Here is an 11,871-nt window from a genome sequence, read left to right on the forward strand (position 1 = left end):
TCACGTGAGAGATTCACGTGATGTGCAAAACCATAACAATAATAAATGCTCAGAGATCGACTGCCATGGCCGTACCCGCCTCGCCGCTCTCCCACGACACCATCATCCAGGACTCTTGGTCCCGTTGCCGTGCGTTCGGTCTCGATCATCAAAGCGCACCGGCGTTCGATCAGTTGCCTGCCGATGGCATCGCCCAGTTGCTGGAGAGCCAGCATTCACTGGTGCAAACCACCCATCAGGAAGTCCTGCCGTATTACGAAAACATCCTGAGCAATTCCAACTGCCTGATCATGCTCGCCGACAATCAGGGCCAGGTGCTGACGTCCTGGGGCACCCAGCGCTTCATCGAGCCGAGCCTGACCCGCGGTTTCAGCGCCGGCGCCAGCTGGGTGGAGCGTTGCAGCGGCACCAACGCCATCGGCACCGCGCTGGCTTGCGAGCAAGCGGTGCACATCGAGCACGATGAACATTTCCTCAAGGCCAACCGTTTCATGACCGGTTCCGCCGCACCGATTTTCGATGCCGAGCGCAAGGTGATCGCGGTGCTGGACGTCTCCAGCGACAGCTACCTACCGCCGTCCCACACCCTCGGCATGGTCAAGATGATGAGCCAGACCGTGGAAAACCGGCTGATCCTCAACCTCTTTCACGGCCAGCATTTTCAACTGACGTTCAACACCGGCTTGAACAACCTCGACAGCCAATGGGCCGGCTTGCTGATCTTCGATGAAACCGGCCAGGTGCTGTCGGCTAACCGCCGGGCTGACAATCTGCTGGGCATCAGCTTGTCGCGGGTCAGTGTCGAAAGCCTGTTCAAGGTGTCGTTGCTGGAACTGCTGAACCAGCCCGATGGCTTGCCCTTCGCCCTGCAAGCCTCCGGGCGCAACCGTTTTCAATGCCTGTTGAAACGGCCGAAACAGGTGCCGATTCAGGCTCGCCTGTTTTCTGAAACCAAGAGCGTAGAACCTACTGCGGCCGCACCCGCTGCGATCAGCCTCAATACCCTGCATTTCGGTGACAGTCGCGTGGAAAAAGCCGTGCGCCAGGCCGAGCGTTTGCTGGAAAAAGACATTCCGCTGTTGATCCACGGTGAAACCGGGGTCGGCAAGGAAGTCTTCGTCAAAGCCCTGCATCAGGCCAGTTCCCGGAGCAAACAGCCATTCATCGCCGTCAACTGTGCAGCGATCCCCGCCGAACTGGTGGAATCCGAGCTGTTTGGCTACGAGAAAGGCGCGTTCACCGGCGCCAATCAGAAAGGCAGTATCGGACTGATCCGCAAGGCCGACAAAGGCACCCTGTTCCTCGATGAAATCGGTGACATGCCGTTGCCGACTCAGGCTCGTTTGTTGAGGGTGTTGCAGGAACGTTGCGTGCAACCGGTGGGCAGCAGCGAGTTGTTCCCGGTGGACATCCGCATCATCTCGGCGACCAACCGCTCGTTGCGTGAGCAGGTGCAGTTGGGGCGGTTTCGCGAAGACCTTTATTACCGCATCGGCGGTTTGACGCTGGAGTTGCCGCCGCTGCGGGAACGCAGTGACAAACAGGCGCTGTTCAAACGTTTATGGGAACAGCATCGCGAGCCGTCGCAGTGGGCTGGGTTGAGCCGTGAGGTGATGGAGTTGTTCGGCCGGCATCCGTGGCCGGGGAATTTAAGGCAGGTCAGCAGCGTGATGCAGGTGGCGCTGGCCATGGCCGAGGAACAACCGGTGCGGCCGGAGCATTTGCCGGATGATTTTTTTGTCGATCTGGAGTTGGAGCCGGTGGATTCGCCGGAGCCGCTGGCGGTGGATATGAATGATGCTGAGGATTTGAACCGGTTGTTGCAGGCGGCTGGGGGGAATGTTTCGCACTTGGCCCGCAGGCTCGGGGTTAGCCGCAATACTCTTTATAAGCGATTGCGCCAGGCTGAGTGATGAGTAAACCGCAGCAACGGTGTTTGACTTGAGACCATTCGCGGGCAAGCCTCGCTCCTACAGGTATCGCGTCGTTCTCCAATAATGTGAACGACATAACCCTTGTAGGAGCGAGGCTTGCCCGCGAAGGCGCCAGCCGGGACGCCGCAGCACTCTCGCCAAACACAAAAAACAAAAACCCGCACAAGGCGGGTTTTGTTTGTAGCAAACACAGCAATCAGTCAGCCAGACGCCAGGTCGTGCCGCCCTTCCCATCTTCCAGCACCACGCCCATGGCGGTGAGCTGGTCGCGGATACGGTCGGACTCAGCCCAGTCTTTCCCGGCTCGGGCCGCCAAACGCGCAGCAATCAATGCATCAACTTCAGCCGCATCAACCCGTCCTTCAGCGCCAGCCTGCAAGAAGTCATCGGCCTCAATCTGCAACACGCCCAGCACGCTGGCCAGTTCCTTCAAACGCGCCGCCAGACCCGCCGCTGCATCGAGATCGCTCTCGCGCAAACGGTTGATCTCGCGCACCATCTCGAACAGCACCGCACAGGCTTCCGGCGTGCCGAAGTCGTCGTTCATCACCTGGGTGAAGCGCTCGACAAAGGCTTCGCCGCCAGCCGGCGCCACGCTCGGCAGGCCTTTCAACGCATGGTAGAAACGCTCGAGTGCGCCTTTGGCGTCCTTGAGGTTGTCTTCCGAGTAGTTGATCGCGCTGCGGTAATGGCTCGACACCAGCAGGTAACGCACGACTTCCGGGTGGTACTTTTCCAGCACGTCGCGAATGGTGAAGAAGTTGTTCAAAGACTTGGACATCTTCTCGCCATTGATGCGAATCATGCCGCAATGCATCCACGCATTGGCGTAGGTCTTGCCGGTAGCCGCTTCGCTCTGGGCGATTTCGTTTTCGTGGTGCGGGAACTCGAGGTCGCTGCCGCCGCCATGAATGTCGAAGGTCTCGCCCAGGCAGCAGGTCGACATCACCGAGCACTCAATGTGCCAGCCCGGACGACCGTCGCCCCACGGCGATGGCCAGCTCGGCTCACCCGGCTTGGCGCCTTTCCACAATACGAAGTCCAGCGGGTCCTGTTTCGACTCGTCGACTTCGATCCGCGCGCCGATGCGCAGGTCTTCGATTTTCTTGCGCGACAGCTTGCCGTAGCCCATGAACTTGGCGACGCGGTAATACACGTCGCCATTGCCCGGGGCGTAGGCGTAACCCTTGTCGATCAGGGTCTGGATCATCGCGTGCATGCCGGGGATATGCCCGGTGGCGCGCGGTTCCATGTCCGGCTTCTTGATGTTCAAGCGCGCTTCATCTTCGTGCATCGCCGCGATCATGCGCTCGGTCAAGGCTTCGAACGACTCGCCGTTCTCCTTGGCCCGATTGATGATCTTGTCGTCAATGTCGGTGATGTTGCGCACGTAAGTCAGGTCGTAACCGCTGAATCGCAACCAGCGGGTCACCAGGTCGAATGCGACCATGCTGCGGCCATGGCCCAGGTGGCAGTAGTCGTACACGGTCATCCCGCAGACATACATGCGCACATTATTGCCATCCAGCGGCTTGAAAACTTCTTTGCTCTTGGTGAGCGTGTTGTAGATCGAAAGCACGTTAGAGGTTCCTTGAATCACTGGCCCCACGAATCACGCAAGGTCACGGTACGGTTGAATACCGGAGCGCCCGGCTTCGAGTCCTTGATATCCGCGCAGAAGTAACCTTCGCGCTCGAACTGGAAACGGTCTTCCGGCTGTGCATTGCCCAGCGAGGGTTCAGCACGACAACCGGTGAGGACTTGCAGCGAGTCAGGGTTGATGTTGTCCAGGAAACTGGCGCTGTCTTCGGCCTTCTCAGGGTTCGCAGAGCGGAACAGGCGATCGTACAGACGCACTTCACACTCGACGCTGGCAGCCGCTGGCACCCAGTGCACCACGCCTTTGACCTTGCGGCCTTCAGGGTTCTTGCCCAGGGTTTCCGGGTCGTAGGAGCAACGCAGTTCGACGATGTTGCCATCGGCGTCCTTGATCGCTTCATCGGCACGGATCACGTAGCTGCCGCGCAGACGCACTTCGCCGGCCGGTTCCAGGCGTTTGTAGCCTTTCGGCGGCTCTTCCATGAAGTCTTCACGGTCGATGTAGATTTCACGGGCGAACGGCAGAACGCGCATGCCCATGTCTTCTTTCGGGTGGCATGGCAGTTCGAGGTTTTCGACCTGGCCTTCCGGGTAGTTGGTGATCACGACTTTCAGCGGACGCAACACGCACATGGCACGTGGGGCGCTGTGGTCGAGGTCGTCGCGGATGCTGAATTCGAGCATGCCGAAGTCCACCACGCCGTCGGAACGGTTGGTGCCGACCATGTCGCAGAAGTTACGGATCGATTTCGGCGTGTAGCCACGGCGGCGGAAGCCGGACAGCGTGGACATGCGCGGATCGTCCCAGCCGAACACGTGCTTTTCATCGACCAGTTGCTTGAGCTTGCGCTTGCTGGTGATGGTGTAGTTCAGGTTCAGGCGGCTGAACTCGTACTGACGCGGGTTCGCCGGCACCGGCAGGTTCTCCAGGAACCACTCGTACAGCGGCCGATGGCTTTCGAACTCCAGGGTGCAGATCGAGTGGGTGATGCCTTCGATGGCGTCCGACTGACCGTGGGTGAAGTCGTAGTTCGGGTAGATGCACCACTTGTCACCGGTCTGGTGGTGATGCGCGTGACGGATGCGGTACATGATCGGGTCGCGCAGGTTCATGTTCGGCGAGGCCATGTCGATCTTGGCCCGCAGCACGCGTGCGCCGTCCGGGAATTCGCCGGCACGCATGCGGGCGAACCAGTCGAGGTTTTCCTCCACGGAGCGATCACGGAACGGGCTGTTCTTGCCCGGCTCGGTCAGGGTGCCGCGGTATTCCTTGGCCTGCTCCGGGCTCAGGTCATCGACGTAAGCCTTGCCGGCCTTGATCAGCTCGACGGCCCAGTCGTGCAACTGGTCGAAATACTGCGAGGCGTAGCGCACTTCGCCGGACCATTCAAAGCCCAGCCATTTGACGTCGCTTTCGATCGCGTCGATGTATTCCTGGTCTTCCTTGGCCGGGTTGGTGTCGTCGAAACGCAGGTGCGTGACGCCGCCAAATTCCTGGGCCAGGCCAAAGTTCACGCAAATCGACTTGGCGTGACCGATGTGCAGGTAGCCGTTGGGCTCAGGCGGGAAACGGGTGACGATCTGCGTGTGCTTACCCGAGTCCAGGTCCGCCTGGATGATCGGGCGCAGGAAATTGACCGGCACAGCAGGGCCGGTCTTGGAATTCGAGGTAGGGTCGACAGTGGGCTTGCTCATAGGATCCTTGAACGTACAAGTGCGCGGCCAGTTGGCCAAATCAAAGCGGCGGTTAAAACAAAGGGGCTTATCATAGCCGATGCCGTCAAGTCGCTGACAGAGCAGGCCCGAAAACGGCTGCATTTAATCGGATGCAAATGAAAAACAGCCTCGAAATTCGCGCCCGGCACGCTAAACTGCGCACCTTGGCCGACATTGGCCGGACCGGTTGAGGGCTTCAACGCCCCGAAACCCACGAATTCCCAGAAAGAGTACCGATCATGACCCAAGTCAAACTGACAACAAACCATGGCGACATCGTCCTGGAACTGAACGCTGAGAAGGCACCGCTGACCGTTGCCAACTTCATCGAGTACGTCAAAGCCGGTCACTACGAAAACACTGTTTTCCACCGCGTCATCGGTAACTTCATGATCCAGGGCGGCGGTTTCGAGCCAGGCATGAAAGAAAAGAAAGACAAGCGCCCAAGCATCCAGAACGAAGCCGACAACGGCCTGCCGAACGACAAGTACACCGTCGCCATGGCCCGCACCATGGAGCCGCATTCGGCTTCCGCCCAGTTCTTCATCAACGTGGCTGACAACAGTTTCCTGAACCACAGCGCCAAGACCACTCAGGGCTGGGGCTACGCGGTGTTCGCCAAAGTCGTTGAAGGCACCGACGTTGTCGACAAGATCAAAGGTGTTTCCACCACCATGAAATCCGGCCACCAAGACGTACCAGCAGACGACGTGATCATCGAGAAAGCCGAGATCATCGAAGCGTGATACTGCTGATTTCAGACTTGCATCTGGAAGAGGAGCGCCCGGACATTACCCGGGCGTTTCTGGATTTGCTCGCCGGACGCGCCCGCTCGGCGAGTGCGCTGTACATCCTGGGCGACTTTTTCGAGGCGTGGATTGGCGACGATGCCATGACGCCGTTCCAGCGTTCCATCTGCCAGGCCCTGCGCGAACTCAGCGACAGCGGCACGGCCATTTTTCTGATGCACGGCAATCGCGACTTCATGCTCGGCCAGGCCTTCTGCAAACAGGCCGGTTGCACGTTATTGAAGGACCCGAGTGTCGTGCAGTTCAACGGCGAGCCGGTGCTATTGATGCACGGCGACAGCCTCTGCACCCGCGACGAGGCTTATATGAAGCTGCGTCGCTACCTGCGCAACCCGATCACCCTGTTCATCCTGCGGCACCTGCCGTTGCGCGCACGGCATAAACTGGCGCGCAAGCTGCGCAGCGAAAGCCGGACGCAGACGCGGATGAAGGCCAACGACATTGTCGATGTCACGCCGGAAGAAGTGCCGCGGATCATGCAGGAGTACGGCGTGACGACCTTGATCCATGGGCACACCCATCGCCCGGCCATTCACAAGTTGCAGATTGGCGAGCAAGCGGCCAAGCGCATTGTGCTGGGGGATTGGGACCGTCAGGGCTGGGCGTTGCAGGTGGATGAGCAAGGGTTTGCCCTCGCCCCCTTCAACTTCGCACCGCCGCCACAACTGGCAGCCCCCACGCTCTAACTGCCAAACACAAATCCCACTGTAGGAGTGAGCCTGCTCGCGATAGCGGTGTATCAGTCAACAAAGTTGTTGAATGTGATACCGCTATCGCGAGCAGGCTCACTCCTACAGTTTGACCGCGTTGGGTTAATGGCCGGAGGCCGCAGGCCCCGCCTTCGCCGCGAACGGCGGTTTCGCCAGCCACACAATCACGATTAAGCCCATGAACGCCCACCCCAGCAACGTGAAGTAATCCACGGTGGAGAGCATGTAGGCCTGACTGGTCAGCACATGATCCAGCTGCGCATACGCCGGATTGCTCGGCCCGCCCAGCGCATTCAGCGCCTCGCGGGTCGCGGGCTCATAAGTGCTGATGCTTTCGCTCATATAGGCGTGATGCTGATCCGCCCGACGAATCCAGATCCACGTGGTCAGCGACGCCGCAAAACTGCCGCCCAAGGTCCGCAGAAACGTCGCCAGGCCCGCGCCGTCGGCGATCTGGCTCGGTGGCAGGTCCGACATCAGAATGCTCAAGGTCGGCATGAAGAACAACGCCACGCCAATGCCCATGAACAATTGCACCAGCGCGATATGCTGGAAGTCCACTTCGTTGGTGAACCCGGCGCGCATGAAGCAGCTCAGGCCAATCGCCAGAAACGCCAGGCCAGCCAGCAGCCGCAGGTCAAACTTGTGCGCGTACTTGCCGACAAACGGCGACATCAGCACCGGCAAAATACCGATCGGCGCCACCGCCAGACCCGCCCACGTGGCGGTATAGCCCATCTGGGTTTGCAGCCATTGCGGCAGGATCAGGTTGATGCCGAAGAACCCAGCGTAACCCAACACCAACACAATGGTGCCGATGCGAAAATTGCGGTAAGCGAACAGCCGCAGGTTGACCACTGGGTGGTTATCAGTCATTTCCCAGATCACGAACACCGCCAGCGCAATCACTGAAATCGCCGCACCAATGAGGATGAAGTTGGACTCAAACCAATCAAGGTCATTGCCCTTGTCGAGGATCACCTGCAACGCACCGACACCAATGATCAGCGTGATCAACCCCACGTAATCCATCGGCTGGCGGCTGGTTTCCACCGGACGCGCCTTCAATTGCTGGCGCACCACCATCACCGCGAAGATCCCGATCGGCACGTTGATAAAGAAAATCCACGGCCAGCTGTAACTGTCGGTAATCCATCCGCCGAGGATCGGGCCGGCAATCGGTGCCACCACTGTGACCATCGCCAGCAACGCCAGGGCCATGCCGCGCCTGGCGGGTGGGTAGACCGCGATCAGCAGCGTCTGGGTCATTGGGTACAACGGCCCCGCCACCAGGCCTTGCAACACCCGGAAGCCAATCAGCTCGGGCATCGAGGTCGAGATACCGCAGAGAAACGAGGCCACGACAAAGAGAATGGTCGCCCAGAGAAACAGCTTCACCTCACCAAACCGGCGGCTGAGCCAGCCGGTCAGCGGCAGCGCAATCGCATTGCTCACCGCAAACGAAGTGATCACCCAGGTGCCCTGCTCCGAACTCACGCCCAGGTTGCCGGATATCGTCGGCAGCGCCACGTTGGCGATGGTGGTGTCGAGCACTTGCATGAAGGTCGCCAGCGACAGGCCGATGGTGCTGAGCAGCAGGCTGGGCGGCGTGAAAGACGCGTTATTGCTCATCGTGAATCCCTTGAAGCCTGATTGGCGCGGCGCCTGTTACAGACGCAGCTGACCTTGTGTACGAGCCTTGTGGTGAGGGAGCTTTTGTGGCGAGGGAGCTTGCTCCCGCTCGGCTGCGAAGCAGTCGTAAAGCTTTTGGGGTCGCTTCGCGACCCAGCGGGAGCAAGCTCCCTCGCCACAAAGGCTCGCTCCCACAGGGTCGGTGTCAGCGCTGCACGGTTTTGCTGACCGCCGCGCTGTTGTCGTGGATCAACTGAGTGATCATCGCGTCGGCCTCGGCCAACTGACGGTCGTAGACGTTGGTGCTGAACGAAGCCTTTTGCGGCGGCTGTTGCGCCAGCACTGGGCCGCTCTGGTCGTGCAGGTTCACATCGACCTGAGTCGACAGGCCGACCCGCAATGGATGTTTCGCAAGCTCTTCGGCGTTGATGTGAATCCGCACGGGTACCCGTTGCACGATCTTGATCCAGTTACCGGTGGCGTTCTGCGCCGGCAACAGGGCAAATGCGCTGCCGGTGCCGGCGCCAAGGCTGTCGATGGTGCCGCTGAATTTCACGTCGCTGCCGTAAAGGTCGGCTTCGATATCGACGGGCTGACCGATGCGCATGTCACGCAGCTGGGTTTCCTTGAAGTTGGCATCGATCCACAGCTGATCCAGCGGAATAACCGCCATCAACGCGGTGCCCGGCTGGACGCGCTGGCCCAGCTGCACGGAACGTTTGGCGACATACCCGGTGACCGGCGCGATCAAGGTGCTGCGGGAGTTGTTCAAGTAAGCCTGACGCAATTGCGCGGCCGCGGACATCACGTCCGGGTGCGACGAAACCACGGTGTCATCCACCAAAGCACTGGTGGTTTTCAGTTGCTGCTTGGCGTTGGCCAAGGCGTTTTGCGCCGAGGTCAGGTCATCGCGAGCGTGGGACAGTTCTTCCTGGGAAATCGCACCGCCAGCGGCAAGGTTTTTTCGGCGATTGAAGTTGTCCTGGGTCTTCTGTACTTCGGCCTGCTGGGCGTTGACCTGGGCTTTCATGCCGTCGACGTTGCTGTACAAGCCGCGCACCTGACGCACGGTGCGGGCCAGATTGGCCTGGGCACTTTGCAGACCGACTTGGGCGTCATTCGGGTCGAAGTTGACCAGCACCTGGCCCTCATGGACCAGGTCGCCATCGTCGGCGCCAATACTGACCACCGTGCCGGTGACCAGCGGGGTGATTTCCACCACGTTGCCGTTAACATAGGCGTCGTCGGTGCTTTCATTCCAGCGCCCGTAGAATTCGTGATAGCCCCAGACACCGACACCGGCGAGGATCACCACGATCGCGAGCACCACCAGCATGATTTTGCGTTTGCGCGGGTTGCTGGTGTCTGGAGTGTTATCAGGGGTTTGTGTGTTTTCTGCAGTGGCCATGACCAATACCTTGAATTAATTGTGCTGCGTGGCAGGGATTGCGTTGGCCGCGGCCAGGGTCTCGCCCTGGAAGCCGCCGCCCAGCGCCTGCATCAGTTGGATCGACAGGTCGATCTGCTCGGCATTCAGGTTGGCCAACTGACGCTGGGCCTGAAGCAATTGCTGCTCGATGCTGAGCACGTCCAGGTAATTGCCGATGCCGGAACCGTACCGCTGGACCACGGTGTTGTAAGAATCCTGGGCAATGTCGGTGGCGTGTTGCTGCGCCCCGATCTGCCGGCCGATATCGCGCAACTGGTTGATGGTGTCGCTGACATCTCCCAGGGCTTTCACCAGGCTTTTGTTGTACTGCGCCACCGCGAGGTCGTAATCGGCGTCGCGGGAATCGAGGTCGGCACGCAGGCGGCCACCGTCGAAAATCGGCACAGAGATCGTCGGCGCAACGTTGAAGAAACGGCTTGCCGAACCAAACATCGCATCACCCAGCAACGACTCGGCACCGGCCGCGGCGCTCAGGTTGAGGTTGGGGTAGAACTGGGTCTTGCCGGCAGCGATGTTCTTGCTCGCGGCCTCGACTCGCCAGCGTGCGGCCACCAGGTCTGGACGACGCCCGAGCAGCTCGGCCGGCAACACCGATGGCAACGCCACGGCGCTGGCTTGCAGGATCTTCGGCCGGGCGATTTCATTGCCCCGATCCGGGCCTTTGCCGAGCAGCACCGCCAAGGCGATTTTCGCGCTTTGCAGGCGTTTTTCGGCGTCGATCAGGCTGGCTTCGGAACTGGCTTCCAGGCTTTCGGTTTGCTGGAACTGGTATTGGCTGTCGATCCCCGAGCTCAGGCGGCGCCGGCTCAGGTCGAGCATTTGCTGGGTGCGCTTGAGGTCTTCATTGGCCAGGTCATAGACGATGTGCGCCTGACCCAGGTCGCTGTAGGCGCGGGCGACGTCGGCGGACAAGGTCAGTTGCGCGGCTTGTTGATCGACTTCGGCAGCACGGGCCTGACCCAGTGCGGCTTCCCAGGCATCACGCTGACCGCCCCAGAGGTCGAAGTTGTAATTGAAACTGGCACTGATGTTGCGCACGGTGGAGTAAGTATCACCCTGCCCGCTTGGGTCCTGATCCCGGGCCAGACGCGAACGGCTGACACCGGCGCTGGCATCGAGGGTCGGCATGCGCGCGGCATCGGCGGCATACGCGGCGGCGCTGGCCTGGTGGGCGCGAGCGTCGGCAATCTGCATGTCGGGGCTGTCGTGCAGGGCTTCGCGGATCAAGCCGTCGAGTTGCGGGTCGCCGAGGCTTTTCCACCAGTCACTTTTCGGCCAGGCCGCGGGCGACAGCGTCACACCGCTGAGGGATTGCCCGGCCTTGAGGTTTTTCGCATCGAGGCTGACGCCTTCAGTGGTCAGGCCGCTGTAGCTGGCGCAACCCGCCAGGGTCATGGCCGCCAGCACCAGGCTCAGGCCGGCACGCAAGGTTTTACTGCTCATTGGTCACCTACCCGCTGCAGGGTGATCGAGTCACCGGCTGCTACCAGGATTTTCTTGAGGATCTGTTCCAGGGTTTTCAGTTCTTGCGGGGTGATCGCGCCGGCCAGTTCATTCATGGCGTCGGCGCCGATTTCCGGCAGGCGGTCAGTCAATTGCTGGCCTTGCTCTGTCAGCACTAGTTTCACCTGGCGGCGGTCCGCCTCGGAACGTTGGCGGGCGAGGAAACCTTTCTGTTCCAGACGATCGAGCATGCGGGTCATCGAACCGCTGTCCAACGACAGGTGTCGGCACAGCTCGGCCGGGGTATCGACGCCGAACTGGGCCATGATGATCAGCACTTTGAACTGCGCGGCGGTGATGCCGTGGGGTTCCATGTGCGTGTCGATGATCCGGTCCTTGAGCAGCGCAGCACGCCCGAGCAGGAGGCCGAGATGGCAAGTGTGGAATGCGTCCGGGGTGAAATGTTTCATCTGACCACCAATTAGCTGCCTAGGCAGTGAATGTATGACGAGATGTTACTGCCTAGACAGCGAATGTCAACGTAATAGTTAGGTTGCTTTCTATTTGGCTGATAAATG

At 60.2% G+C, this 11,871-nt stretch carries 9 protein-coding genes; 3 read left to right on the plus strand and 6 right to left on the minus strand.

Translation table 11 applies throughout. The features are described from left to right. The first annotated feature begins 65 nt into the window (after window positions 1-65). Window positions 66-1,913 (plus strand): sigma-54-dependent Fis family transcriptional regulator, encoded by a 1,848-nt coding sequence (locus ACA051_RS19125; protein WP_497371428.1) that lies wholly within the window; start codon window positions 66-68, stop codon window positions 1,911-1,913. A gap of 217 nt (window positions 1,914-2,130) precedes the next feature. Here ACA051_RS19125 and cysS read toward each other — a convergent pair whose 3' ends face one another. Beyond that, entirely contained in the window at window positions 2,131-3,513 is a 1,383-nt protein-coding gene (gene cysS / locus ACA051_RS19130; protein WP_497371430.1) for a cysteine--tRNA ligase, read from the minus strand. Window positions 3,514-3,530: 17 nt separating this feature from the next. Beyond that, a complete protein-coding gene (locus ACA051_RS19135) occupies window positions 3,531-5,228 on the minus strand; it encodes a glutamine--tRNA ligase/YqeY domain fusion protein (protein ID WP_497371432.1) in 1,698 nt (565 codons plus the stop codon). A gap of 260 nt (window positions 5,229-5,488) precedes the next feature. On the opposite strand from ACA051_RS19135, the gene ACA051_RS19140 reads away from it, so the two are divergent. Then, window positions 5,489-5,995, plus strand: coding sequence for a peptidylprolyl isomerase (locus ACA051_RS19140; RefSeq protein ID WP_497303929.1), 507 nt, complete (start codon window positions 5,489-5,491; stop codon window positions 5,993-5,995). After that, complete coding sequence (gene lpxH / locus ACA051_RS19145; RefSeq protein ID WP_497303931.1) at window positions 5,992-6,744, plus strand: UDP-2,3-diacylglucosamine diphosphatase; 753 nt, start codon at window positions 5,992-5,994, stop codon at window positions 6,742-6,744. The genes ACA051_RS19140 and lpxH overlap by 4 nt, the downstream gene beginning before the upstream one ends. Window positions 6,745-6,870: 126 nt before the next feature. On the opposite strand, the gene ACA051_RS19150 is transcribed toward lpxH, so the two are convergent. From ACA051_RS19150 to ACA051_RS19165, 4 genes are all read right to left on the minus strand, one after another. Next, a complete protein-coding gene (locus ACA051_RS19150) occupies window positions 6,871-8,400 on the minus strand; it encodes a DHA2 family efflux MFS transporter permease subunit (protein ID WP_497371434.1) in 1,530 nt (509 codons plus the stop codon). Window positions 8,401-8,605: 205 nt separating this feature from the next. Continuing rightward, entirely contained in the window at window positions 8,606-9,808 is a 1,203-nt protein-coding gene (locus ACA051_RS19155; RefSeq protein WP_497303934.1) for an HlyD family secretion protein, read from the minus strand. Window positions 9,809-9,823: 15 nt separating this feature from the next. Beyond that, window positions 9,824-11,293, minus strand: a complete 1,470-nt coding sequence (locus ACA051_RS19160; RefSeq protein ID WP_497371436.1) for an efflux transporter outer membrane subunit — start codon at window positions 11,291-11,293, stop codon at window positions 9,824-9,826. Further along, a complete protein-coding gene (locus ACA051_RS19165; RefSeq protein WP_497303936.1) occupies window positions 11,290-11,763 on the minus strand; it encodes a MarR family winged helix-turn-helix transcriptional regulator in 474 nt (157 codons plus the stop codon). Before ACA051_RS19165 ends, ACA051_RS19160 begins: the two co-directional genes overlap by 4 nt. Between the last annotated feature and the right edge of the window lie 108 nt (window positions 11,764-11,871).

The sequence above is a fragment of the Pseudomonas sp. LBUM1669 genome (assembly GCF_059695705.1).

Bases quoted from the DNA above. Each gene is read 5' to 3' on its own strand.
- ACA051_RS19135 (WP_497371432.1), bottom strand. From the start codon at position 5,228: ATGAGCAAGCCCACTGTCGACCCTACCTCGAATTCCAAGACCGGCCCT.
- ACA051_RS19125 (WP_497371428.1), top strand. From the start codon at position 66: ATGGCCGTACCCGCCTCGCCGCTCTCCCACGACACCATCATCCAGGAC.
- ACA051_RS19140 (WP_497303929.1), top strand. From the start codon at position 5,489: ATGACCCAAGTCAAACTGACAACAAACCATGGCGACATCGTCCTGGAA.
- ACA051_RS19155 (WP_497303934.1), bottom strand. From the start codon at position 9,808: ATGGCCACTGCAGAAAACACACAAACCCCTGATAACACTCCAGACACC.
- ACA051_RS19160 (WP_497371436.1), bottom strand. From the start codon at position 11,293: ATGAGCAGTAAAACCTTGCGTGCCGGCCTGAGCCTGGTGCTGGCGGCC.
- ACA051_RS19150 (WP_497371434.1), bottom strand. From the start codon at position 8,400: ATGAGCAATAACGCGTCTTTCACGCCGCCCAGCCTGCTGCTCAGCACC.
- ACA051_RS19165 (WP_497303936.1), bottom strand. From the start codon at position 11,763: ATGAAACATTTCACCCCGGACGCATTCCACACTTGCCATCTCGGCCTC.